Consider the following 22,822-nt stretch of genomic DNA (forward strand, 5'->3'; position numbering starts at 1 on the left):
TGTCAGATCGCCGGCTGCGGCAGTGCGCTGTGCTCGCCACGCAGGCGCGCCAGACCACACACGCCGAACAGCGACACGGCGGACAGCAGGGTGAAAAACAGGGCCAGTGGCAACCACTGGCCAGCAAAATGGGAAGCGAGCAGGGTGCCGATGATCGGTGTGGTGCCGCCGGCAATCGCGCAGATCAGCTGGTAAGCGAGCGAGATGCCGCTGTAGCGCAAATGCGTCGGGAAGGCCTGGGCCATGTAGCCGGCGATCACCGCGTACAGGCCGGACAACGTCACTACCGCCATCGCGATGCCGAGGGTCATCAGCACGATGTTCTGGGTGCCGACCAGCACGAACATCGGATAGGGCATCACCATCGACAGCAGCGCGGTGAGCATCAGGAAGCGCCCTTCACCCATGCGCTCGGCCAGCAGCGCGCTCAACGGTTGCGAGATGAACTGCAAAAGGGTCACCACGAACAGACAGTCGAGGATGGTCGCTCGGGAGATGCCTTGGTATTGGGTGACGTAGGTGATCATGAAGGTGTTGGTGAAGAAGAAGCCCGCCGAGCCAATGGTCACCGCGCAGGCGGCGAACAGGATCTGCCGCCAGCAGGTGCGAATCACTTGCGCGACCGGGTACTGGGCGGTTGCGCCACGCTTGGCGACCTCTTTGAACTCGGGCGATTCATCGACACCGAAGCGAATCACCAGGCCGATCAGCATCAGCACGCCACTGGCCAGAAACGGCAGGCGCCAGCCCCAGTCGGCGAATTGCGCGGGTTCGAGCGAGGTCACCAGACGAAACGCGATCAGTGCCAGCAGCAGGCCGGCCGGGCTGCCCAGTTGCGCAAACGAGGCGTAGAAGGTCTTGCGCCTGGCCGGTGCGTGCTCGCTGGCCATCAGCACCGCGCCGCCCCATTCGCCGCCCACCGAGATGCCCTGGATGATACGCAGCGCCACCAGGCCGATCGGCGCCCAGATGCCCGCGCTGGCATAGCTGGGCAACAGGCCGATGCCGGTGGTCGCCAGGCCCATCAACACGATGGTCAGCAGCAGCATCTTTTTGCGACCGAGGCGGTCGCCCAAGTGGCCGAATACCATACCCGCCAGGGGCCGGGCGATAAAGCCGACGGCAAAGGTGCCGAACGCCGCCAGGGTATTTACGGTCGGGTCGCTGCTAGGGAAAAACACTTGGCCGAGAATCAGCGCTGCGGCCGTAGCGTAGATATAGAAATCATAGAATTCGATGGTGGTGCCGACGAAGGCTGCAGCCGCCGCGCGACGGGGCTGGGTCGATGAAGTCTGCATGCAAGGCCCTTTGGTTTTTAGTGTTCTGGCAGGGTGTCGAGGCTGATCACGTTGCGCTCTGTGGCGCTTGCAGTCTTTATCCCTTACCCTGCATCTTTAATCAATTTGCTAATACTTAATCTAACTATTAGCCATACTACTGATGGTGGGCGATGAGCGATCAGGACGTGGAAGCGGGCCTCAAGAACTGGCAGAGCCGGCGGTTTTTGAGCGATCGCCTGGACTGGAATCTGCTACGGGCCTTCCTGGTCATCGGCCAGGAGAAGAGCATCAGCCGGGCGGCGGCGCGGCTGTTTCTGACTCAATCGGCGGTCAGCCAGTCGTTGAAGCGACTGGAGGAGCAGTTGGAGTGCAAATTGATCCTGCGCCGTGGGCCGCGATTCGATGTGTCGCCGGCCGGCGAAGAAGTGCTGCGCATCGCCGAGGAGATCTACGGCAATGTCGCTCGGCTGTCGGCAACCCTCAAGAACCCCGAGGATGACGTGGTCGGCAAGGTGCGCATCCTCACCATCAGCCGGGTCCAGTCGGCGCTGTACGACGATTTTCTGGTGCAGTTTCATCGTGACCATCCGCGCGTCGAACTGGAGGTCGAGGTGATGCGCAGCTCCGACATCCAGAGCGCCTTGAGCCAGCGCACCGCCACTGTCGGGCTGGGGCTTTGCCGGTTTCCGCAGACCAAGCTGGAGCGGGTGCGGCTGTTGCGTCAGCGCTATGCTTTTTTCTGCGGCAAGCGACATCGGTTGTTTGGCCAGCGCAAGCTGCCGCTGGAAGCATTGCAGAGCGAGAATTTTGTGAGTTTTACCAGTGACCAGGTGGGCGGGAATCTGTCGCCGCTGACCATGTTTCGCGATCAGCAGGGTTTTACCGGGAAGATCGTCGCTTCATCGTCGAGCTTCGAGGAGATTCGCCGGTTGATCATCGCGGGGTATGGCGTGGGGTGCCTGCCGGAGCACCTCGTGGATATCGATCTGCACAACGGGTTGATCTGGCGCTTGCCGCCCGCGGAAGGGGTGGTGGATGTGGACGTGTTTTTGATGTGGAACCGCGAGCAACGGATGAGCCGGGCGGAGACGGTGTTTCTGGAGGCGTTCCAGCAGGTGATCGAAGGCTCGCCAGCTGATGTAGTCTGATACCCCCACACCCCCGCGCTGCAAGAGGCGTGGGCGTCACGCGTCCGCCATGCAGCGCACCACTCCCTCGATAAACACCGTTTCCGCCCGCGTGCGGCGCTGATCCCGATTCCACAGCAGATGGATATCCACATCAGCCACCCCTTCGTACGGCGGCACCTGCCACAGCAATCCATTGCGTAGATCCTCGGCCACCACATGCTCCGGCAAACACCCCAAGCCCATTCCGGCGATCACCAGGCGGCGTATTTCCTCCAGGCTCGGCGATGACGCCACGATCCGCCCGCTGAACCCCTGCTGATCACGGAAAATGGTCAACGGCGACAGCATCCCGCCGATCTGATCACTGGTAAAACTGACGAAATTCTCCGCCTGCAACTGCTCCAGCGTCAGCCCGGCTTGACCAAACAACCGATGCTGCTGGCCGCAGTAAAAACTATAGCGTTGACGCTGAAACAGCTGCTGTTCGAGCCTCGGCTGCGGCCGCCGATTGAGGCTGATGCCCAGGCTCGCCGTCTTCTCCAGCAGCGCACTGACGATATCCGAACTGCGCATCACATCGATCTCGAAATCCACCCGCGGGTGCTGGCGGTGAAACGTGGCGAGGTAGTTATCGAAACGCGCATTGACGATGCGGCTGACCATCAGGATGCGCACCTTGCCCACCACGTCATCCCCCGGCTGCTCCAGCGTATGGCTCATCTGCGACACCTGGCCATACATCTCGCCTGCCATGGCGAAGATCTTGTGCCCGGCTTCGGTGAGATCAAAACGCGGCCCGCGGCGGGCGATCAATTGATACCCGAGCTGCTCCTCCAGCCGCTTCAAGGCCTGACTTACCGCAGGCTGCGTCAGATGCAGGCGCGCTGCTGCACGGCTGATGCTCAGCTCCTGGCCGATCACCCTGAAGGTGCGCAGCAGGTTCCAGTCCAGACGATCGTTGAGCAGGGGCAACTCGCGGCGTACATCTTCCATTGAAATTTCCGATCATAATTCACATTTATAATATGCATAATAAATAGAACATTGACTAATCATAGCCCCCGGCCAAAAAATCAATCCGCCAAGCGCCATCAGAGCGCCGGTGTTGCTCGCCTTTCTCCTGCCAAAAAAACAACCCCAAGGGAGTCAATTCCATGAACCGTCCTGCTCAGTCGCAGCCACGCAGAGCTGCGGCCGCCGCATTTATCGGCACCATGATCGAGTGGTACGACTTTTACATCTACGCCACGGCCGCCGCTCTGGTGTTCGGCCAACTGTTCTTCCCCTCCAGCGACCCACTGTTCAGCACAATGGCCGCCTTCGGCACCTTCGCCGTGGGCTTCTTCGCGCGGCCGCTGGGCGGCATCATCTTTGGCCATGTGGGTGATCGCATCGGGCGCAAAAAGTCCTTGATCATCACCTTACTGATGATGGGCGTGGTCACCGTGTGCGTCGGCTTGCTGCCCAGCTATGCACAGATCGGCGTCGCCGCGCCCGTGCTGTTGATCCTGCTGCGGGTGGTGCAAGGCATCGCCGTCGGCGGCGAGTGGGGCGGCGCGGTGCTGATGGCCGGCGAGCACGCTCCCAAAGGCCGGCGCAATTTCTTCGCGTCCTTCGCGCAACTGGGCAGCCCGGCCGGTTTGATTCTCTCGCTGCTGGCATTCAGCGCCATCACCCGCTTGCCGGAAGCCGACCTGATGAGCTGGGGTTGGCGCCTGCCATTCCTGGCCAGTTCGTTGTTGCTGATCGTGGGGCTGGTGATTCGCCTTGGGGTCAATGAATCGCCGGAGTTCCTCGACGGCAAGGCCAAGGCTGAACAAGCCCGCAGCCTGGTTGGCCACACCGAGCAGGCGCCCGTGGTCGAGGTGCTGAAAACGGCCTGGCGGCCATTGCTGTTGTGCATCGGCGCCAACACTCTCGGTATCGCTGGGGTGTACTTCACCAATACCTTCATGATCGCCTACAGCACCCAGCAACTCGGGCTGCCGCGCTCGCTGATTCTGGAATGCCTGTTCGTGGTCTCGATCATTCAGTTCTGCATTCAGCCGGCTGCTGCGTGGATTGCCGAGAAGGTGGGCGCCACACGGTTTTTGGCGGTGATGGCGACCTTGGCGATGGCCTCGCCGTACCCGATGTTCGTGCTGGTGAGCAGTGGTCAGCCAAGCAAGATCATTGTCGGCATCGCCTTGGCGGTGGTGTGCATGGCGTCGTTCTATGCGGTGATCGCCGGGTTCGTCAGTGGGATGTTTGCGACCCGCGTGCGCTACACCGCGATCTCCCTGGCGTATCAGGTGTGCGGTGCGGTGGCGGGTGGTTTGACGCCGTTGATCGGCACCTGGCTGGCCCATTCCTACCCGGGCCAGTGGTGGCCAATGGCGGTGTTCTACACCTTGATTGCCGGGACTTCGCTGATTTGCGTGTTGGCGCTGGCGCGTCGGCATGCGTTGGCTCACGGGCTTGAAATGGCCGCTGCACACTAATTCTTGGAGGTAAATGTCATGCGTAGTTTCTTTCATCCGGAACAACTGCTTCACCATCCGCGCAGTTATTACTCGCGGGGGCAGATGCGCACGCCTCAGGAAGTGCCTGAGCGGGCGTTGAACCTGGTCAAGGCGGCTGAGTCGTTGGGGTTCGTCGTCGAGCAACCGGCTGACTTTGGATTGGCGCCGCTGCTAGCGGTGCACAGTGCTGCCTATCTGACATTTTTGGAGGAAGCCCACCAGCGCTGGAAAGAGGTGCCCGAGGATTGGGGTGATGAAGTCATGTCTAACATCTTCGTCCGTGAGCCCAATGCGTTGCGCGGCATTCTCGCCCAGGCCGGCCGCTACCTGGCGGATGGCAGCTGCCCCGTAGGGGAGCACACTTGGCGCGCGGCCTATTGGTCGGCGCAATGTGCCGTGGCAGCGGCGCAGGCGGTGATCGATGGTGAACCCGCTGCCTATGCGTTGTGTCGGCCGCCGGGGCACCATGCCCGCGCCGAAGCCGCGGGTGGGTTTTGCTATGTGAATGGTGCGGCGGTGGCAGCCCAGGCGTTGCGGGCGCGTTATGGCAAGGTTGCGGTGCTGGACAGCGACATGCACCACGGGCAGGGGATTCAGGAGATCTTCTACGATCGGGATGATGTGTTGTATGTGTCGATTCATGGCGATCCGACCAACTTCTATCCGGGTGTGGCGGGCTTCGAGGACGAGCGCGGCAGCGGCGCGGGGGAAGGGTGCAACGTCAACTTGCCGATGCCTCATGGTTCGTCTGAAGCGGTGTTCATGGACAAGCTGGAGCAGGCGCTTGAGGCGGTTCGGGCGTTCGGAGCCGAAGTGTTGGTGTTGTCGTTGGGCTTTGATATCTACGAGCTCGATCCGCAGAGCAAGGTGGCAGTGACGACCGAGGGCTTTGCGCGTTTGGGCGAGCGGGTGCGCAGCCTCGGGTTGGCGTGCGTGATTGTTCAGGAGGGTGGCTATCACCTGGAATCGCTCGAGGATAATGCACGGGCGTTTTTTGTGGGGCCGCAAGCCTGGCAGCCAGCGGCTTAACGGCCGTTTTAGCGCAGGCGCGGTGCTGCTGTGGGGCGTTCAGCTTGGCAAGCAGCACTGGATATGCCCCCGAGGAATTGTCCAACACCCTGTTGGACAATTTCAGCGCCCGGTCAGGCCCGCGCAGAGTCTCGCCTGTACATCAGATTGGCGCGGGAGAAGCAGATCAGACCGCTGCCGCCATCGCTTGAGCAACATCATCCATCAGCGCCTTGCCCATTTCGTTCAGGTAAACGGCGGACAAGGCTGCATGCCCGGTAGGATCGCCAAACGCGGCTTCGGTCATCAGTTTGTTGGCGCAGTCCTGCAGGATGGAGGCGTGTTCCAGCGCGTCGATGGCGGGGATGTCAGGGTTGACAGTGAACAGCTTGTGGCCGTCAAGGGAGCGGCCGAAAGGGGTGGTGCCAGCGGTGTGGAGATGGAGATTCGCTTGAGTCATTAGGTAAGTATCCGTGTAGAAAAAGGATCACCACCTTCTGCCGCCAAGCAGGATTGGGTGGCGAATTGCACAAGGTTGGCGGACCGGTACACGGAAACCGGCACCTCCGAAGAGGTCCCTGCGCAATTCGCCATAGCACCGTAATGCAGACGAAAAAAATGCGCCTGCATTACGGGGATGGGCGCTTTTGCGCCGTGTATACCAGGCCGCCAAGCCCAGATCGCTGATGTGCAGCGACGGCCGAGAGGTTAACCCTCTCGCCGCTCGACCACAAGCGTTCAAGGCCAGGGCTGCCCTCGGGGTGACAAAAATGCGCGTTGCACCGCGCGATGGACGTCGGCGCAAGGTCAGGCGGTTTAGGTATTGGCGGCCTGCTATCAAGGCCGTCATGCAAGGCAACGTACCGAAGCATACAATTCCTGGGGACGCCATGCAGACCGGAAACGCAGGCGTGTAAATCCAGGAATGTGGGATCGTGGTCAAGAGGTAAGAGTCTCCGTGAAGAAAAGTGAATTGCCCTCCAAGAATTGCGCTACTTGCGGCCGTCCTTTTTCGTGGCGCAAGAAATGGGCGCGCTGCTGGGATGAAGTTCGTTATTGCTCTGAGCGCTGCAAACGTCAGAAGTCTGCCTAGGGGGCTATCGCGGGAATGAGTGGCGAACTGCTTGGCCAAGGGCACCGACGCCAACTTCGGGACGCATCTTGCAAGGCAAATGCAATTGCGCCCCTAAAAGCGGACCCCACCATGCAACTCCGAGCCCTACGCTACTTCCACGAAGTCGCCCGCTGCGCCTCCCTGCGCAAAGCCGCTGAGCGCCTCTATGTCACCCCCACTGCCGTCAGCCGACAAATCGAGCACCTGGAGCACTTCTTCGGTGCAACCCTGATCGAACGTGGTGCTCGCGGCATCCGCCTCACTGCCGACGGCCAATGCCTGGCCGAGCAAGTCGCGATCACCCTGCGGGGGATGGAGCAGGTGCGCGAAGTCATCAGCAGCCGCCAGAGTCAGATCGCCGGCAACATCAGCATCTTTGTCTCGGAAAGCATCGTCTCGACCATGCTGGCGCCAGTCCTCGCAGCGCTGTCCCGCGCCCACCCCAAGGTCACCTTCAATATCGTCATCGCCAGTGCTTCAGCCACGGTCGACGCGCTGTGTAGCGGCGAGGCCGATCTGGGCCTGGCCTTCTATTTACCCGAGCGCGCCGATGTCGAAGTCACCGCGCAATGCGAGCTCTGGCACCGCGTGTTGGTCAGCGCCGAACACCCCTTCGCCAGCCGCGACAGCATCGAATTGGCCGAATTGCAGGGTCAACCGTTGGCGATCCCCGATGCCGCCTATGGTGTGCGTCAGGCGCTGGAATTGGCGGCGAAAAAGCGTGGCGTCAGCTTCACGCCCGTGTTCACCACCAGCTCGTTGGAAACCCAGAAAAGCCTGGCGCGCCTTGGCTCGGCGGTGCTGATCCTGCCCCAGATAGACGCCGAAGCACGGGACCTGAGCGATGGCCTCATAGCCGTGCCGATCGCCGATGACGACCTGGGCCGCGTGCGCATCGACTTGTGCGTATACCGCAACCGCCCGCAGTCCAGCGCCTCGCTCAAGTGCCAGGAGATGCTGGCCGCAGCCATGCGCAGCTACGGACTTGCACGGTAGAGTCCGTGCGGCTGAAAGTCATACAGCGTGATGGCTCAATCTGCAGACTCCAACGCGTCCAGCTTTGCATTTTCAAGGCTCGTTGACGGCGGATTATTGAGTTCATGTTGCTTGAACTGGTTCCAGACGTCGTGCTCGAACCGGGTCATGGACACGATGTTCTTCTGCAGGAGGCTGATTGAAAATACGCTACCAAGCTCGTCGAGTTGCTCTTCGGTCTTGAGGGGGGCGTCTTCAGTACCTTCAGCGATCGCTGATGCGGGCATGCGCGCTTTTTTGATGGCGTGCAGGACTTTATCGTAGTGGGTAGTGAAACGAACCGTCAGCGAGTCTTTGTCTCTGTATCCACTTGAAACCGGAATAATTGAAAAGCCTTCGTCGAAGTCGGATTCCCGATCCTGTTGGCTGCCGATACCGGAAACACAGCCTATGTAGACTTTGCGATCTTCCATGCTGAACATGTAAAGGTGACGGCTGGTGAGAGACTTCAGCAGCAGAGCCTGATGAGTATTGAGGGGCAGCATCGTCTCCAGGATGAACAGTTCAGCCAGGTAGTTCGTTTTGATGCCATAGCGAATTTTGGTGAACTGGAATCTAAGCCGAGCTGAGAGATAGGCAACTAGCGGTGATACACATACGCAACATAGAACAGTTGTGAACAGGTCTTTTTCTTCGACTTTGGTGATCCCGCGTTTAGCCAGGAAATCGGAGAACCCAAAAAATCCATTGCTCAGGTATTCAGCAAGAAACGAAATCGCGACGGTTGGCAGCGCGATGATAATGCCGCGCATGGCGATGTGAAGGTATAACGTCTGACCTTCAAATTTGGAAATTAGCGCGCGGTCGTAAAAGTTATATCGGCAGTAGATGAAACCGCTGATCAAGATGGGAAGGACGAGAAGAAAACCCATCCGGAACGTTATGCCGACTTGCGGATAACGGATTGTGCTTCTGCGCAGGCCTTGATGAAGTCGGGATCTTCTAGAATCGCATCGGTCTGTACGCGAATCGCGCCTTTGGAGCTCACCCGAACCGAACCTTCCATGCGATTGAGACGATCGGCCACCGCTTGTAGCTCCTTCGACGGAGCCGGGGTCAATGAAGACAGAACCGAGTGCCAGAAACCGTTACTCATGGTCGTTACCTGCTTAAGCCAGTAGTGCAAATCATATGCGCACCACCTTAGCACAGCTACCCCCAAGCGCACTACGGGCCACATCTTATGCCAGGAATTGCTAGCCGCAGCTATGCGCAGCTACGGCCTCACCCCCTAAAAAATATTGATCGGCACATTCCCCACCAACCGAAACTCGTCATAGCTCCCATCAATCTGCCCGCCGCTGGCCCGATGGTTGTAAACGATGGTACGCAACACCGCATTCTTCAGCCGCCCCGACTGAACGGTGTACGCCACCATCAACCCGTTCTCGTCATGCTTGGCGCCATCCAGCCCGCGCACGTTGTAGCCGGTGTTGCGGCCATTACGGTCGCCGTCGTAATGGGTGCCATCGATATTCCAGCCCTTGGCGTGCCACAGGGTGGCGGTCAGGCCGGGGAGGCCGTAGGCGGCCAGGTCGAGGTCGTAGCGCAGTTGCCAGGATTTTTCGTTGGGGCCGTTGTAGTCCGAGTACAGCGAGTTGGCCATGTAGTTGCCGGTGGATTCCCAGACGTAGTCGAAGTACTCATCGCCGAAGATCTGCTGCCAGGCCAGGGTCACGCTGTGGGCCAGGTGGGTGCCGGTCACGGCCAGGCTGTAGGCGTTGTTGTCTATGTAGCCCAGGCGCTGATCGCCTTGGTCGCGGGTGTGGTAGTAGTTGAAGGCGGTCTTGAGGGCGACCTTGGCTTTGTCGCCGCTGCGCTGGGTGATGCCGAGATAAGTCTGGTCCCACATATTTTCGAAGCGCGAGGCGTAGAGGCTGGCTTCCAGGCCGTAGCCGGGCTTGAGGGTGCCGCCGATGTAGCTGATGCGCTCGCCGGTATAGGCGCGGTTGCCGAAGGTGGTGGTCAGGCGTTCGGCGCCAGTGCCGGTGCGTGGGATGGCGCGCTCGAAGGTGCCGGCTTGCAGGGCGAGGCGGTCCCATTCGTTGCTGTAGAGGGCTACACCCTGAAAGCTGGAGGGCAGGGCGCGGTTGTCCTTGTAGCGCAGCATGGGGTTTTCGGTCATCAGGCGGCCGGCCTTGAGTTCGGTGCCGGACACCCGCAGGCGAATGTCGCCGACGCCGAGGCGGCTCCAGGTCGGCAGTGCGTCACCGTTGCCGTTGACCAGCACGCGGTCGCCACCGTTGGCGACGTCGCCGTGGCCGCGGTCCAGGGTCACGGCGCTGAACAGGCTGGCGTCGACGCCGAAGCCGATCAGGCCCTGGGTGTAGCCCGAGCTGTATTTGAGCATGCTGGTCTGCACCCAGGTCTCGCGAGTGCGGGTAGGCTGGTTGCCGCCGGGTTTTTGGATGACCAGGTGGGTGGAGCGTTTGGTGTGCTGGCTGGAGTAGTAATGGCGCAGATTGAGGTCCAGCGCGCTGCCCTCGATAAACCCCGTCGCTTGGGCCTGAGCGTTGTCGGCGCTGGCGGTCTCGGTCAGCACGCTGGTGCCGCAGGCCAGGGTGGCGGTGAACAGAAGCCGTTGGAACATGATGAACCCCCAAATCGAAGACGTCAGACGGCCGCCCCGGCTGCTGTATGGGCAGCCGGGATCGGTCGTGAAAAGTGGTTGGGGCAGCTAGCTAAAGAGGGATGTTCAGCGTACGCCGGCTTCTCGGAGCTTTGGCGCAAGGGCTGTCTGCGCAGCCTGAGTAGGACGTGTTTCGTGGGCGAACCAGGCCGAGGTTAGGCACACCAGATTGGCCACCAGCAGGTACCAGACCGGCGACATCGGATCGCCGGTGGTGCCGATCAGCCAGGTGATGATGATCTGTGCGGTGCCGCCGAAGGCCGCGACGCCGAAGGCATAGACGATCGAGAATCCGGTGGAACGCACCGCCTTGGGGAAGCTCTCGACCAGCAGCACGATCAACGCCGCGCCGCTCATACCGTGCAGGCCGGAGAGCACTGCCAAAGTGATCAGGAAGGTGCTCGGGCTGGGGTGCGCGGTCATCAACTGCAGGGCCGGGAACAGCACCAGCAGCAGGATAATGCGCGGGATCATCAGAATGCGCTTTCGGCCATAACGGTCGCAGAGCATGCCGCCCGCCACCGCGCACACTGCCATGGCCGCGCCAGCCACCAGGGTGGAGAGCATCGAGATGCCGGTGGGCAGGTGCAGTTCGGTGATGGCGAAGGTGGTCATGTAGTTGAGGAAGTACTGGGTGATGGTGCTGCCCGAAAGGATCAGCAAACCCAGCACCAGGGCGCGGCGATGCTGGCCGAGGACTTCGCGCACCAAGGCGGCAGTGCTGGCGCTCTCGCCTTGACCGTGGAAAGTCTCGGCCAGGTTGCGGCGGATGTAGATGCCGATCGGCAGCACCAGCAGGCCGAACACGAAGGGCACGCGCCAGCCCCAGCTGTTGAGGTCCTCGGGGGACAGCACGCGGGTCAGGGTGTAGCCCACCAGGCCGGCGACCATCGCCGCGACGCCTTGGGCGACCACTTGCCAGCAGGCATAGGTGCCGCGCTTGTGCTCGGGGGCGGCCTCAAGGATATAGGTGGTGGCCGGGCCGGCTTCTCCGCCCCAGGCCAGGCCCTGAATCAGCCGGGTCAGCACCAGCAAAATCGGCGCGGCGACGCCGATGCTGTCGTAGCCCGGCAGGATGGCGATGCTGCCGGTGCCCACGGCCATCATCACCAGGGTCAACAGCATCGCAGGTTTGCGTCCGACGCGGTCGGCGTAAGAACCGATCAGCACCGCGCCGAGCGGGCGTACCACAAAGCCGATGCCAAAGGCGGTGACCGTCAGCATCAGGCTGAGAAAGGCGTTGTCGCTGGGGAAGAAGGTGTGGCCGATCATCACGGCGAAGGTGGCGTACACCCCGAAATCGAAAAACTCCACGGCATTGCCCAGCACCACGGCAAAGATGCTTTTGCCGCTGGCAGTGCCATGAGACGTTGACTGGCTGTGCATACGTGCCCCTTGAAAGTCATGCGTAGGTACCCGTCGCGTTGCGGGGCGGCGGGTCTGGTTGGGCAGTGTCAGAGGGATGCAGGTGTCGGCCAGCGGTGGATTGCGCCACGCCAGCTCTCATAGGTCTTGGCCACTTGCAGCAGCCATTGGTCATTGAAGCGCGGCGCGACCATCTGCAGGCCGATGGGCATACCATCGGCGGCGAAACCGCAGTTGATCGACAGCGCCGGCTGCTCGCCCATGTTCCACGGCACGGTGAAGACGATGTGTTCGAACGGCTGGCGCGGATTGCGCGTCGGTGACGGCCACTCGGCGGGGAAGGCATTGACCTGATTGGTGGGCGAAAGGATCAGGTCGACGTCTTCGAACACCTGGGTCGTGCGGCGACGCATCTCGAAGGTCTGGTTGAAGCCTTGCACCGCTTGCACGGCAGTCAACTGCTCGCCGGGTGCGGCCCATTCGCGGATATACGGCAGCACCTGCTCGAACTGCTGCGGGCTCAGCGCCGACAGTTCGGCCCATTGGCGCGCCTGCCAGAAACGGTCGAGGCCGTCGAGCTGCGCGCGGTCCATGATCGGCGCGATCATCCGCACGCTGGCGCCGTGGGCTTCGAACAGCCGCGCGGCCTGTTCCACCGCCTCGCAGACAAACCCCTCTGGTTGCAGGCCTGCGCCGGGTTCGAGCATCAGGCCGATCTTCAGGCCCTTGACGCTTAGCGGATCGTTGCGCCATGGCGTGCTCAGCGGCGGCAGCCCGGTGGCGTCGCGGCGGTCCGGGCGGGCCAGGTACTCCATCATCAGCACGCAGTCGTCTACGGTGCGGGTCATGGGCCCGGCGCAACGGCCGGTGTAATAGGGGTCGATGGGGATGCGTCCCAAGGTCGGCTTGAAGCCCACCAGCCCGCACCACGCAGCGGGCAGGCGCACCGAGCCGCCGATGTCGGTGCCGATGTGCAAGGGCCCGTAGCCGGCCGCGGCTGCTGCGGCCGCGCCAGAGCTTGATCCGCCGGTGTTGTTGGCGGTGTTCCAAGGGTTGCGGGTCACGCCGTGCAGGCTCGACAGCCCGGAGGACAGCATGCCGAAATCCGGCACCGTGGTCTTGGCAAAGAGGATCGCCCCGGCCTCGCGCATCCGTGCTGCGGGCGGTGCATCGACCAGGCTAGGCTTGAGCCTGGTGGCCGCGGTACCCAGCGCAACCGAGGTGCCCTGACTGGCGATCAGCTCCTTGATGGTGACCGGCACCCCATCCAGCGGGCCATTGGGCTCGCCCTTGTGCCAACGCTCGGTGGCCGCGCGGGCCTGGGCATGCACGCTGTGCGGATCGAAGGCGAACAGCGCGTTGATCTGCGGTTCCCAGCGCTGCACGTGGCTGATCAGGTGATCGTAATAATCGAGCGGCGACAGCTGCCGGCTGGCGTACAGGGCCAGCAGTTGCGAGGCCGAGAGATCGTGCAAGTCAGTCATCGAACGCATCCTTGTAAGCGGCGGCGGGGTATGGATTGACTATAGGAAGTTGCGCGGCGGGGGACTAGCACAATAAAGGCGGGGCAGTGCTCACAAAAGCGTGACACTTGGGGATGTCGCTGCCCTCCCGTGTAACCCAGCCCCAGGCCGCCGATGACTTTGTAACCACCCCTCAAGTTCTCCAGCAAACCGGCGACACCATGGTTACCCCCCATGGAGCATGCCAATGAATATCAAACGCCAGTCTTTCCCCGCAGTTGTGTGCCTCGTGATGGCCGGGGCCTGCAGCGCCGCGTCGCTCCCGACTCAGGGCGTCATTCATTTTGAAGGCAGCATCGTCGAGGTCGGTTGCAACACAGCTGTCTCGGCGCAATCGGTCATCGAACTCAGCCGTTGTCCCTCCGCCAGTCAGGGCAGCACCTTCCAGGTAAAAAGCGTCGGCCCAGTGCAGGGCAACGTCGAGGATGCCCAGATCACCGCTCGGCTGATCGAGGAGTCCCGAGGCGACAGTCGGTACTACAACCAGAACTATGTGCTGGTCGACAAGGCGGGCAGAACGATTACCTCCGGCATGTACGTGGTGACCGTCACTTCGCCTTGATGATCTTTGCCGCACAGCGGGAAGGACCCCAATAAATTTGACGTCAAAGGAACCACGCTATTTGCATGGTGTCATTTTGATATCGCGATGCTGGCGTTTCACTACACGCCAGCATGAAGGGCCGCAGACGACTGCGTGACCGCCGCGCTCAATGACACTCAATAGCAGAGATAGCGTGATGTTTGGATCGATAGCAAAAGGGTTGGGAAACATCAGCGTTCGCGCAAAACTGACGCTGGGTTTTGCGCTGGTATTGGTACTGACCGTGCTGATCGCCTTGACCGGGTGGCGCGGCCTCGCAGCCCTGAGTGAGCGCGGCGACAAGCTGATCGAGATCACCAAGCTCAACGAGCAGGCACGGGACATGCGCATTGCGCGGTTGTCCTACACGCTGAAGCCCGACAGCGAGCACGCTGCGGCGGTGCTCAAGGCTGCTGACACTCTGGATCGCCAGATCGACGATATCCGTACCCAATTGGAGACACCCGAAAGCCTGCGCCTGGTTGATCAGGCCGATCGGGCGCTGGACCAGTACCGCACCCACTTCGGCGACTTCACCCAGGCCGTGCAAACGCAGAACGAAGATAAGTCTCGCCAGGCCCAGGACGCCTTGAACGTCGACATCGGCGCCTTGCTGCAAGCCAGCAAAGCGTTGTCGGCGGGGCAGACTGCCAAACGCGACCACGACGTCAATCAAGCCAACCTGTGGCTGGGTGCTGCGTCTGCCTTGGCGCTGGTATTCGGCATCCTTGCCGCCTGGCTGATCACTCGCCTGATCGTCGTCCCGCTGCGGGTCACCCTTGAGGCCGCAGAACGTGTTGCCCGTGGTGATCTGGGCCAGGACTTGATCGTCACTCGCCGTGACGAACTGGGGCAGCTGCAAAGCAGCATGCAGAGTATGACGGTGAACTTGCGCGGCCTGATCGGTGGTATTCGCGATGGCGTGGTGCAAATCGCCAGCGCGGCCGAAGAGCTCTCGGCGGTCACCGAGCAAACCAGCGCCGGGGTCAACAGTCAGAAGGTCGAAACCGACCAGGTGGCTACGGCCATGAACGAGATGGCGGCCACCGTGCAGGAAGTCGCACGCAACGCCGAACAAGCTTCGCAGGCGGCCGTGACAGCCAGCAACGATGCCCGAGACAGTGATGAGGTGGTGGCCCAGGCCATGACCCAGATCGAGCGCCTGGCCGCCGAAGTAGGGCATTCCACCACAGCGATGACCGAGCTCAAGCGCGAAAGCGACAAGATCGGCACCGTGCTGGACGTGATCAAGGCCGTCGCTCAGCAGACCAACCTGCTGGCGCTCAACGCCGCCATCGAAGCCGCACGGGCAGGCGAGGCGGGCCGCGGCTTTGCCGTGGTCGCCGATGAAGTGCGCAGCCTGGCGCAGCGTACCCAGGCCTCCACTGAAGAGATCGAAGGCCTGATCGACGGCCTGCAAAAAGGTACCCAGCAGGTGTCCACCACGTTGGAAAACAGCCGCACGCTGACCGACAGCAGCGTCGAGCTGACCCGCCGGGCAGGCGCTTCGCTGATGAATATCAGCCGCTCGGTGTCTTCCATCGAGTCCATGAACCAACAGATCGCTGCCGCAGCCGAGCAGCAGGCGGCAGTCGCCGAGGAGATCAACCGCAGCGTCTTGAACGTGCGCGACATCTCCGAGCAGACCTCGGCAGCCAGCGAAGAGACGGCCTCGTCCAGTGTCGAACTGGCGCGCCTGGGTGTTCATCTGCAGGGGTTGGTGGGTAGCTTCAAGCTCTGAAATACCGGGCCATTGCGGCAGCTGCCTGGCTCAGGCAGCTGTCACAGTGAGCTGGCGCCCGGGTATTCAGGCAAATCCGGTCACGGCATGCGACACATAACGCGCTTCAAGGCAGTTGATTTCTCCAGCGCTCAACGACAACTCCAGCGCGGTAATCGCATCGTCCAGCTGACTCACCTTGGAGGCACCGACAATCCGTGCGCTGACGCCTTTCTTAACCCGAGGTTTTTCATCAAGCCTCTCATGTTCATCAGCGCCATCATGACTTCCAGTGTGATCAAGCCATAGGCGTGATGACCCAAGCCCCAGACGACCCACATGACGTTGCCGGCCGTGAAGCACCAGAATGCGACTACCCGGCGCTTCGCGCGCAACGAACCCATGAACCATGCCGCCAGCACGGTGATAGCCATGGCTGGCCATTGCAGCAATTCAACGAAATCCATAGCCCTGAAATCCATCTCTCCCCTGACTCAAGCCGTCGGCGCACTGCTAATGACATCGCTTACGGGTAAGTCGCTGACCGTACTGCCAGGCGTCAGAATGACCTTTCTGCACTCTTCTTCCTTCTTGTCGAAGATCTTGTAGCCCTCGGCGGCCTGTTCGAGCGACATACGGTGAGTGATGATCGCTTCCGGGGCCAGGCGGCCGGCTTCAATGTGCTCGAGCAGCTCAGGCAGGTAGCGTTGCACGTGCGTCTGGCCCATCCGGAAGGTCAGGCCCTTGTCGAAGGCGTCACCGAACAGAAAACCGTGTATGAAGCCGGCGTAGACGCCCGGAACGCTCACCACGCCACCGCGCCTGACCGCAGCGATGCATTGGCGCAGTGCCTTGCCGCTACTGCCTTCGAGCTTGAGCGTGGCCAGTATGGTTTCGGTGGTGCTGCCTTTAGCCTCGAAGCCTACGGCGTCGACCACGCCGTCTACACCTCGGTTACCCGGGGTCTGGCGAATAATGGTATCGGCAGGGTCATCATCGTCATCGAAATTGATGGGGATCACCCCGTAGGTTTGCTGGGCATACGCCAGACGGTAAGCATGGTGATCGACCATGAATATCCGTTCAGCGCCGAGCATCCTGGCAACTGCAGCACACAGCAGGCCCACCGGCCCCGCGCCATAGATCGCGATGCTCGAGCCCTGGCCAATCTCGGTATTCTTCACTGCCTGGAAGGCGGTGGGCAGGATGTCCGAAAGAAACAGCACCTTCTCATCGGCCAAGGCCCCAGGGACCTTGAATGGCCCCGTGTTGGCTTGAGGCACACGCACGTATTCAGCCTGGCCACCCGGAATGCCGCCGTACAGATGGCTGAATCCGAACAGAGCAGCGCCTGGCGGGATGGCTTTCTTGTTGAGGATCGCGCCACGCCCGGTATTGGTCGTTTCGCACGCCGCAAACTGATCCAGCTGGCAGAAGAAACAACTGCCACACGCGATAACAAAGGGAATGACCACTCGATCGCCACGGCTCACCGCAGTGACACCGGCGCCGACCTCTTCGACGATGCCCATGAACTCGTGCCCGAAAATGTCGCCATGCTCGGTTGCGGGAATCTTGCCTCGGTACAGATGCAGATCCGAACCACAAATCGCCGTGGCCGTCACCCGCAGGATGATGTCATCCGGCTGCTCCAGCACTGGATCGGGAACGGTGTCTACTTTGACATTGTGAGCGCCGTGGTAGGTGAGTGCTCTCATGACCGGTCTGCCTTTTTATGAGTGGTGATCTAGTGAGCAGGCGGGTTGGCGGGAAGTTCAAGCGGACTTCCCGGTGGCCGCTCAGGGCTGGCCTTCACCGCTGCCTTAATCAGCCAGAACAGTGCGTAGAGATTGGTCTTGAGTCGGATAAGTACGATCGAAGGCTCTGGAAAGGGCGTTTAAGCTGGTGGATCGAGGCGAGGCGGGTTCAAGCGCATACAGCGGCGGGGGGAGGGCGGATATTGCGAAAAGCATGTCTGCGAAGATCATCTGCGCGGCAAGCAACGCCAGCGGCACGGTCAAGGAGGTGATGAAAACGTACGGGTATGACAGCGGCCCAGGCAACCTGAGGTTGCCCGGGCCATCCATTTATTTCTGAGCGCGGGCCTGATCACGCAGCGCTTTGATCTGGTCGTGATTACGCAGCACGCCGTCATACTGCTTTTGAATGACTGCGCGGATGTCCGGAGTCAGATCCTGATTTTCCAGCGCCTTGCTGTAGCTCTTCTTGGCGACGTCTTCACCGCGTTCGGCTTCATTGAGAAGGGCGGCGTCATCTTTGCCGGTGATTGCCGATTTCAGATCGACCCAGCGGCGATGCAGGTCGGCACTCACGCTGGTGGTGGTCTCTGGATCACCGCCAAGGCCTCTTACCAGGCTTTGCAGCTCGGCAGCGCCGCTCGCAGTATCCGCCGCGCGGCTGGTGAATACGCTGCGCAGGTGTTCGTTTTTGGTGTGTTCAGCCAGATCCTTGAAGCCCGCTTCCCCATCCTTCGAGGTCTCGATCAGGTCATTGAGTACCTTGATGGTTTCTTTATGAACGTCGGTCATTTCAACATCTCCGATTGGACGGCCCGGCTCAGGCCCAAGAGGCAGCCATGGTGATGCGCTAGATGCGCACGCAGAGATTAGGTAGCCTCGGGCGGCTGAAGGTTCCAAGTTTCGGTACCCATTCGTTAGCACGTAATGCGCTAGCGAGCTTCGCAACGCTATCAAGAACCGCCAATGCCATGGATTCTCGCGCCCGGTTTTTTCCGGTTGGTTGATCGACAATGTGCATTGCCGATGAAATTCCGTGTGTTGGCCCTGTTCGAATTGAAGATGAGACACAACATGAAATTGCTCTGCCTCCTGCCGTTGACGGCATGCCTGCTCACCCCGTTGGCTTATGCCGACGACTGTGACAACGCCACCACTCAAGGCGACATGAATGCCTGTGCGGGTCGCCAATATCAGGCGGCCGATAAAGCACTCAACAGTGTTTACCAGCAGATCACCCAGCGCTTGAAAGCCGATGCCGACACTAAGAAACTGCTGGTGGGTGCTCAGCGATCCTGGGTGACTTTCCGCGATGCCGAGTGCGAGTTCGCCGCCTCAGGGGTCAGCGGTGGTAGCGTCTATCCGCTGATCCGCCTCAATTGCCTGACGGCGCAAACGACATCGCGCACTCAGGCACTGAAGCAATATCTCAAGTGCCAGGAAGGGGACATGGGCTGTCCGGTGCCGGCACAGTAGGTGAGTGGTGGAGTGGCGGTGCAACAGAGCGCTGCGCCGCCGAACCGCGCCGTACACCTGTGGGAGATTCCAGGGTGCTGCCCGTCCAAAACTACCGGCCAACGCTACGCGCGCAACGTCTCAACCAATCGCTCCAGCATCCGATCACACCCCGCCAGCTGTGCAACGCTGACATATTCGTCCGGCTTGTGCCCCTGATCCATGCTCCCCGGCCCGCACACCACGGTCGGGATACCGATGGCATCGAACAGCCCGCCCTCGGTACCGAAGGCCACCGTGGTGAATTCGCTGGAGCCACAGCACTCGGCAATCAGCTTCGCCGCTTCGCTGTGGGCATCGGTCGCCAGCCCCGGATAGGACGACAACTCGGAAAAACGAATCCCGGTACCTGCATTCACCGCCTGCATCTTCGGCACGACGTGCTCGCGGGCGTAGGCCTGCAACTGCTGGGCAACGGCGTGGGCGTCCTGGTCGGGCAAGCTGCGGATCTCGAAATCGAAGCGGCAATCGGCCGGGACGATGTTAAGCGCTTTGCCGCCGCCGATCACGCCGGTCTGTACGGTGGAGAAGGGCGGGTCGAAGCGCGGGTCCTGCAGATGGGCGGCTCGCAGTGTCGAGCCGATGCGGCCCAGTTCGCCGATCAACTCAGCGGCGTACTCGATCGCGTTGACCCCCTGCGGCGCATAGGCCGAGTGGCAGGCAGCGCCATGCACATCGCAGCGCATCGCCAGTTTGCCTTTGTGGCCGAGCACCGGTTTGAGCTCGGTAGGTTCGCCGATGATGCACAGCGCCGGTTTGTGCGGGCGGTGTTCCAGCTCGGCGAGCAGGCTGCGCACCCCCAGGCAGCCGACTTCTTCGTCGTACGACAGGGCAATGTGCACCGGCATGCGCAGCGGCTCGGCCAGCAGCGCCGGCACGGCGGCGAGCACACAGGCAATGTAGCCCTTCATGTCGGCAGTGCCGCGGCCGTACAGCTTGCCGTGCTGCTCGGTCAGCTCGAAGGGCGGTACGGTCCAGGGCTGGCCATCAACCGGCACCACATCGGTGTGGCCGGACAACACCACGCCAGGGCGATCGTCGACGCCGATCGTGGCGAACAGATTGGCCTTGCTGCGTTCTTCATTGAAGATCAGTTCGCAGGGCACCTGGTGCGCGTTGAGGTAATCACGCACAAAGGCGATCAACTGCAGGTTGGATTCGCGGCTGGTGGTGTCGAAGCCGATCAGCGTGCTCAACAGTGCCTTGCTGTTCATTCATTCGTCTCCGGGTACGCCATAGCTCGGTGCCTGGGTCGGGTCCAGGGCGCGGGTCAGGTAGTCCTGCATTTGCGGGCTGTAATCGGCCCACAGCCGAGCCAGCGCGCCGACCGGATCCTGATCGGCCCAGTCGACGCGCAGGTCGATGATCGGCCAACTCACGTCGCCCACCACTTTAAGCGCTGCGGAGTGCACCGGGCCGGCCTCGCCACCGGCGGCCAATGCGGCTTGCATGGCCGCGATCAAGCGATCGGCCAGTTGCCCGCCGGCGGTCTCGAAGGTCTGCACCAGCACGTCGATCACGCTGACGTCGGCCAGCATGTTGCCGGCGCCCACGCACTGCTCACCGGCCGCGGCATGGTAAATACCGAGGGTCTGGCTGCCGCTGAAAAACGCGGTGTTACCCAGGTGATCAATGCTGGTCACCTGGCGGAATTGGCTGTAGCGGTCGTACGCCGGCACGGAGGCCAGCGCCTGCTCGGGCAGCACGCCGGCTTCGAGCGCATCCAGCACGTAGGTGCCGATAGCGGGCAGGGTGATGTTCTGCGTCGACACCGCACCCACGCCGGCACGCAACCAGGCGCAGCGGGCGCCCACGGCGATGCTCGACGAGCTGACGGCGATGCCCAGTTGGCCGGTTTCGGCGCAGCGGCCGATGATGGAAAAGGTCATGGTGATAGATCCTGTTCAGCTAAGTGATTGAACGGCCGCGTCAGCGCGCGCCTTCGACGTTGAGCACGCGGCCCAGGCCGAGGAAGCGATTGGCCAGGGTCAGCAAGGTCGCGGTGGCGGCGATGTACATCACCGACAGCGCCGCCAGGGTCGGGTCGGCAAACTCGCGCACGTAGTTGTACATGGCCACGGGCAAGGTCTGCGTCGCCTGGGTGGTGACGAACAGCGACGCGGTGAATTCGTTGAAGGAAAGAATAGCGGCAAACAGCCAACCCCCGAACAGCCCGGGGATCATCAGCGGCACGGTGATGGTCCACACCACGCGCAACGGCGAAGCGCCCAGGCTCGCCGCAGCCAGCTCGACCCGCTGCTCGAGGTTGTGCAGCGACACATACAGGCTGCGCAGCACGAACGGCAACACCAGAATCACGTGGCAGAAAATCACCAGTGCATAGCCACGGCCCAGATTGAACTGCGCCACCAGCATCAGCAAGCCGAGGCCGATGGTGAAGTGGGGGATGAACAGCGGCGACAGCAGCACGCCTTCGAGCACGCGCTTGCAACGAAACTCATAGCGGTGAATGGCGATTGCCAGGGTGGTGCCGATCACCACCGCGAGGCTCGAAGCCCAGGCGGTGATGATCAACCCGGCGTAAAAGCCGGTACGAAAATCATCGTAGCTCAGCGCTCGCTGGAACCAGCGCAACGACCAGCCTTTGGGCGGGAAGAACAACACAGCGGTACTGCTGAACGAGGAGATGACCACCACAAGGGTCGGCAGCAGCACGAACAGCAAAATCAGCGTCACCAGCAAGCGGCCGGCATACCCCAGCCATTTGTCGCGATGGGAACGGGTCATGTCAGTGATCTCCAACGCTGTGCAGGGAACGGGTCATGCGCTTGAGCGCGGCCAGCAGCAGCACGGTCAGCACCAGGCCGGCGACGCTCAGGGCTGCCGCGAAGGGGAAGTTCAGCGACGAAAAACCCAGCTGGTACACCAGCGTGGCGATGGTGCTGACCTTGCCGCCACCGATCAGCTGCGGCGTGGCGAAGGCGCTGAAGGTCCAGGCGAAGGCCGTGGTCAGGCTGGCGACGATACCGGGCAGCGACAGTGGCAGGGTCACGGTAAGAAAGGCGCGGATCGGCCCGGCGCCCAGGCTGGTGGCGGCCTTCTCGTAGGCCGGGTCGATGTGCGACAGCCCGGTGGCGAGCATCAGCACCATGATCGGCATGGTCACGTGGACCAACGCCAGGACCACGCCGGTCTGGGTGAACATCAACTGCAGCGGCGTGTCGATCACGCCCATGCCCAGCAGCAGGCTGTTGAGAAAGCCGCTGCTGCCCAGCACGATGATCCATGAATAGGTACGCACCACTTCGCCGAGAAACAACGGGGTGATGGCGATGATCAGAATGCTCGATTTCAACCAGCCAGCGCGGGTACGCACTAGTGCATAGGCCAGCGGATAGCTGAGCAGCAGGCCGAACAGCGCGGTCTTGAAACTCAGCGCCACGGTGTTCAGGAACGCCTCGGCATAGAGGCTCTTGAACAGGTCGTGGAAGTTGCCGAGCGTGAAACCGCCGACCTCCAGCGAGCCGGGAATAAAAGCCCGCACGCTGTATTGCAGCACGGTCAGCAGCGCGAGGGTCAGGCCGATGGCGGTCACTGCTGCGGGCAGTACGAACCACAGCACGAACGCAGGTTTTCGGGTCATGAGGTGTTTCCTGTAGCGATGGGGCTTGCCCTGAAATGCCCGCCGCGGTTCGGCAACC

At 61.6% G+C, this 22,822-nt stretch carries 22 protein-coding genes and 2 pseudogenes; 9 read left to right on the forward strand and 15 right to left on the reverse strand.

The window, feature by feature from the left end:
• Positions 1 to 2: 2 nt before the first annotated feature.
• Entirely contained in the window at positions 3 to 1,298 is a 1,296-nt protein-coding gene (locus REH34_RS26360) for an MFS transporter (protein ID WP_311969754.1), read from the reverse strand.
• Between the two features lie 152 nt (positions 1,299 to 1,450).
• Here REH34_RS26360 and REH34_RS26365 point away from each other — a divergent pair, with 152 nt between their 5' ends.
• Positions 1,451 to 2,428 carry a LysR family transcriptional regulator gene (locus REH34_RS26365; RefSeq protein ID WP_226502029.1) on the forward strand — a complete coding sequence of 326 codons (978 nt, stop codon included), beginning with the start codon at positions 1,451 to 1,453 and terminating at the stop codon, positions 2,426 to 2,428.
• A 36-nt stretch (positions 2,429 to 2,464) separates the two neighbouring features.
• Here REH34_RS26365 and REH34_RS26370 read toward each other — a convergent pair whose 3' ends face one another.
• Complete coding sequence (locus tag REH34_RS26370) at positions 2,465 to 3,403, reverse strand: LysR family transcriptional regulator (RefSeq protein ID WP_226502030.1); 939 nt, start codon at positions 3,401 to 3,403, stop codon at positions 2,465 to 2,467.
• 161 nt (positions 3,404 to 3,564) lie between these two features.
• Between REH34_RS26370 and REH34_RS26375 the strand changes: the two genes are divergently transcribed.
• Positions 3,565 to 4,890 carry an MFS transporter gene (locus REH34_RS26375; RefSeq protein WP_311969755.1) on the forward strand — a complete coding sequence of 442 codons (1,326 nt, stop codon included), beginning with the start codon at positions 3,565 to 3,567 and terminating at the stop codon, positions 4,888 to 4,890.
• Between the two features lie 18 nt (positions 4,891 to 4,908).
• A complete protein-coding gene (locus tag REH34_RS26380; RefSeq protein WP_311969756.1) occupies positions 4,909 to 5,940 on the forward strand; it encodes a histone deacetylase family protein in 1,032 nt (343 codons plus the stop codon).
• A gap of 166 nt (positions 5,941 to 6,106) precedes the next feature.
• Here the strand turns inward: REH34_RS26380 and REH34_RS26385 are convergent, their stop codons facing one another.
• On the reverse strand, positions 6,107 to 6,379 hold the full coding sequence (locus REH34_RS26385; RefSeq protein ID WP_311969757.1) for a DUF3077 domain-containing protein: 273 nt from the start codon (positions 6,377 to 6,379) through the stop codon (positions 6,107 to 6,109).
• A gap of 498 nt (positions 6,380 to 6,877) precedes the next feature.
• Here REH34_RS26385 and REH34_RS26390 point away from each other — a divergent pair, with 498 nt between their 5' ends.
• Both REH34_RS26390 and REH34_RS26395 read left to right on the forward strand, forming a co-directional pair.
• Positions 6,878 to 7,012 (forward strand): DUF2256 domain-containing protein, encoded by a 135-nt coding sequence (locus REH34_RS26390; RefSeq protein WP_311969758.1) that lies wholly within the window; start codon positions 6,878 to 6,880, stop codon positions 7,010 to 7,012.
• A gap of 111 nt (positions 7,013 to 7,123) precedes the next feature.
• Positions 7,124 to 8,029, forward strand: coding sequence for a LysR family transcriptional regulator (locus tag REH34_RS26395; RefSeq protein ID WP_311969759.1), 906 nt, complete (start codon positions 7,124 to 7,126; stop codon positions 8,027 to 8,029).
• Between the two features lie 35 nt (positions 8,030 to 8,064).
• On the opposite strand, the gene REH34_RS26400 is transcribed toward REH34_RS26395, so the two are convergent.
• The 5 genes from REH34_RS26400 to REH34_RS26420 all read right to left on the reverse strand — a co-directional run bounded on the left by REH34_RS26400 (position 8,065) and on the right by REH34_RS26420 (position 13,546).
• Complete coding sequence (locus REH34_RS26400; protein ID WP_311969760.1) at positions 8,065 to 8,940, reverse strand: hypothetical protein; 876 nt, start codon at positions 8,938 to 8,940, stop codon at positions 8,065 to 8,067.
• An 8-nt stretch (positions 8,941 to 8,948) separates the two neighbouring features.
• Positions 8,949 to 9,164, reverse strand: a complete 216-nt coding sequence (locus REH34_RS26405) for a hypothetical protein (RefSeq protein WP_311969761.1) — start codon at positions 9,162 to 9,164, stop codon at positions 8,949 to 8,951.
• 135 nt (positions 9,165 to 9,299) lie between these two features.
• A complete protein-coding gene (locus REH34_RS26410; protein ID WP_311969762.1) occupies positions 9,300 to 10,658 on the reverse strand; it encodes an OprD family outer membrane porin in 1,359 nt (452 codons plus the stop codon).
• A 105-nt stretch (positions 10,659 to 10,763) separates the two neighbouring features.
• The gene (locus REH34_RS26415) at positions 10,764 to 12,083 is read right to left on the reverse strand and encodes a citrate-proton symporter (RefSeq protein WP_311969763.1); all 1,320 of its coding nucleotides are present in this window, start codon (positions 12,081 to 12,083) and stop codon (positions 10,764 to 10,766) included.
• Positions 12,084 to 12,151: 68 nt separating this feature from the next.
• Entirely contained in the window at positions 12,152 to 13,546 is a 1,395-nt protein-coding gene (locus REH34_RS26420) for an amidase (protein WP_311969764.1), read from the reverse strand.
• Positions 13,547 to 13,772: 226 nt separating this feature from the next.
• Here REH34_RS26420 and REH34_RS26425 point away from each other — a divergent pair, with 226 nt between their 5' ends.
• The 3 genes and pseudogenes from REH34_RS26425 to REH34_RS26430 all read left to right on the forward strand — a co-directional run.
• Positions 13,773 to 14,147 (forward strand): type 1 fimbrial protein, encoded by a 375-nt coding sequence (locus tag REH34_RS26425; protein ID WP_226502040.1) that lies wholly within the window; start codon positions 13,773 to 13,775, stop codon positions 14,145 to 14,147.
• 178 nt (positions 14,148 to 14,325) lie between these two features.
• Positions 14,326 to 14,703, forward strand: a pseudogene (locus REH34_RS30400) (methyl-accepting chemotaxis protein); the annotation flags it as partial.
• An 87-nt stretch (positions 14,704 to 14,790) separates the two neighbouring features.
• A pseudogene (locus tag REH34_RS26430) lies at positions 14,791 to 15,909 on the forward strand (methyl-accepting chemotaxis protein); the annotation flags it as partial.
• A gap of 173 nt (positions 15,910 to 16,082) precedes the next feature.
• Here REH34_RS26430 and REH34_RS26440 read toward each other — a convergent pair.
• The 3 genes from REH34_RS26440 to REH34_RS26450 form a co-directional block, all read right to left on the reverse strand.
• Positions 16,083 to 16,355 carry a hypothetical protein gene (locus REH34_RS26440; RefSeq protein ID WP_311969767.1) on the reverse strand — a complete coding sequence of 91 codons (273 nt, stop codon included), beginning with the start codon at positions 16,353 to 16,355 and terminating at the stop codon, positions 16,083 to 16,085.
• A gap of 27 nt (positions 16,356 to 16,382) precedes the next feature.
• Positions 16,383 to 17,606 (reverse strand): zinc-dependent alcohol dehydrogenase, encoded by a 1,224-nt coding sequence (locus REH34_RS26445; RefSeq protein ID WP_311969768.1) that lies wholly within the window; start codon positions 17,604 to 17,606, stop codon positions 16,383 to 16,385.
• A 369-nt stretch (positions 17,607 to 17,975) separates the two neighbouring features.
• Complete coding sequence (locus REH34_RS26450) at positions 17,976 to 18,437, reverse strand: PA2169 family four-helix-bundle protein (protein WP_226502817.1); 462 nt, start codon at positions 18,435 to 18,437, stop codon at positions 17,976 to 17,978.
• 282 nt (positions 18,438 to 18,719) lie between these two features.
• Here REH34_RS26450 and REH34_RS26455 point away from each other — a divergent pair, with 282 nt between their 5' ends.
• Positions 18,720 to 19,121, forward strand: coding sequence for a lysozyme inhibitor LprI family protein (locus REH34_RS26455; protein WP_311969770.1), 402 nt, complete (start codon positions 18,720 to 18,722; stop codon positions 19,119 to 19,121).
• A gap of 104 nt (positions 19,122 to 19,225) precedes the next feature.
• Here the strand turns inward: REH34_RS26455 and argE are convergent, their stop codons facing one another.
• Genes argE through REH34_RS26475 form a run of 4 tightly spaced genes read right to left on the reverse strand, consistent with a single transcriptional unit; the run spans position 19,226 to position 22,764 of the window.
• The gene (argE, locus tag REH34_RS26460; RefSeq protein WP_311969771.1) at positions 19,226 to 20,374 is read right to left on the reverse strand and encodes an acetylornithine deacetylase; all 1,149 of its coding nucleotides are present in this window, start codon (positions 20,372 to 20,374) and stop codon (positions 19,226 to 19,228) included.
• Entirely contained in the window at positions 20,375 to 21,049 is a 675-nt protein-coding gene (locus REH34_RS26465; RefSeq protein WP_311969772.1) for a DUF1028 domain-containing protein, read from the reverse strand. It lies immediately after the preceding gene.
• 40 nt (positions 21,050 to 21,089) lie between these two features.
• Positions 21,090 to 21,908: an ABC transporter permease gene (locus REH34_RS26470; RefSeq protein ID WP_311969773.1), complete on the reverse strand. Its 819-nt coding sequence runs from the start codon at positions 21,906 to 21,908 to the stop codon at positions 21,090 to 21,092.
• Position 21,909: 1 nt separating this feature from the next.
• On the reverse strand, positions 21,910 to 22,764 hold the full coding sequence (locus tag REH34_RS26475) for an ABC transporter permease (RefSeq protein ID WP_226502049.1): 855 nt from the start codon (positions 22,762 to 22,764) through the stop codon (positions 21,910 to 21,912).
• Positions 22,765 to 22,822: the final 58 nt, after the last annotated feature.

It is taken from the genome of Pseudomonas baltica (assembly GCF_031880315.1).
Taxonomy (GTDB): domain Bacteria; phylum Pseudomonadota; class Gammaproteobacteria; order Pseudomonadales; family Pseudomonadaceae; genus Aquipseudomonas.

Bases quoted from the DNA above. Each gene is read 5' to 3' on its own strand.
- REH34_RS26360 (WP_311969754.1), bottom strand. From the start codon at position 1,298: ATGCAGACTTCATCGACCCAGCCCCGTCGCGCGGCGGCTGCAGCCTTC.
- REH34_RS26365 (WP_226502029.1), top strand. From the start codon at position 1,451: ATGAGCGATCAGGACGTGGAAGCGGGCCTCAAGAACTGGCAGAGCCGG.
- REH34_RS26370 (WP_226502030.1), bottom strand. From the start codon at position 3,403: ATGGAAGATGTACGCCGCGAGTTGCCCCTGCTCAACGATCGTCTGGAC.
- REH34_RS26375 (WP_311969755.1), top strand. From the start codon at position 3,565: ATGAACCGTCCTGCTCAGTCGCAGCCACGCAGAGCTGCGGCCGCCGCA.
- REH34_RS26380 (WP_311969756.1), top strand. From the start codon at position 4,909: ATGCGTAGTTTCTTTCATCCGGAACAACTGCTTCACCATCCGCGCAGT.
- REH34_RS26385 (WP_311969757.1), bottom strand. From the start codon at position 6,379: ATGACTCAAGCGAATCTCCATCTCCACACCGCTGGCACCACCCCTTTC.
- REH34_RS26395 (WP_311969759.1), top strand. From the start codon at position 7,124: ATGCAACTCCGAGCCCTACGCTACTTCCACGAAGTCGCCCGCTGCGCC.
- REH34_RS26400 (WP_311969760.1), bottom strand. From the start codon at position 8,940: ATGGGTTTTCTTCTCGTCCTTCCCATCTTGATCAGCGGTTTCATCTAC.
- REH34_RS26405 (WP_311969761.1), bottom strand. From the start codon at position 9,164: ATGAGTAACGGTTTCTGGCACTCGGTTCTGTCTTCATTGACCCCGGCT.
- REH34_RS26410 (WP_311969762.1), bottom strand. From the start codon at position 10,658: ATGTTCCAACGGCTTCTGTTCACCGCCACCCTGGCCTGCGGCACCAGC.
- REH34_RS26415 (WP_311969763.1), bottom strand. From the start codon at position 12,083: ATGCACAGCCAGTCAACGTCTCATGGCACTGCCAGCGGCAAAAGCATC.
- REH34_RS26420 (WP_311969764.1), bottom strand. From the start codon at position 13,546: ATGACTGACTTGCACGATCTCTCGGCCTCGCAACTGCTGGCCCTGTAC.
- REH34_RS26425 (WP_226502040.1), top strand. From the start codon at position 13,773: ATGAATATCAAACGCCAGTCTTTCCCCGCAGTTGTGTGCCTCGTGATG.
- REH34_RS26440 (WP_311969767.1), bottom strand. From the start codon at position 16,355: ATGGATTTCGTTGAATTGCTGCAATGGCCAGCCATGGCTATCACCGTG.
- REH34_RS26445 (WP_311969768.1), bottom strand. From the start codon at position 17,606: ATGAGAGCACTCACCTACCACGGCGCTCACAATGTCAAAGTAGACACC.
- REH34_RS26450 (WP_226502817.1), bottom strand. From the start codon at position 18,437: ATGACCGACGTTCATAAAGAAACCATCAAGGTACTCAATGACCTGATC.
- REH34_RS26455 (WP_311969770.1), top strand. From the start codon at position 18,720: ATGAAATTGCTCTGCCTCCTGCCGTTGACGGCATGCCTGCTCACCCCG.
- argE (WP_311969771.1), bottom strand. From the start codon at position 20,374: ATGAACAGCAAGGCACTGTTGAGCACGCTGATCGGCTTCGACACCACC.
- REH34_RS26465 (WP_311969772.1), bottom strand. From the start codon at position 21,049: ATGACCTTTTCCATCATCGGCCGCTGCGCCGAAACCGGCCAACTGGGC.
- REH34_RS26470 (WP_311969773.1), bottom strand. From the start codon at position 21,908: ATGACCCGTTCCCATCGCGACAAATGGCTGGGGTATGCCGGCCGCTTG.
- REH34_RS26475 (WP_226502049.1), bottom strand. From the start codon at position 22,764: ATGACCCGAAAACCTGCGTTCGTGCTGTGGTTCGTACTGCCCGCAGCA.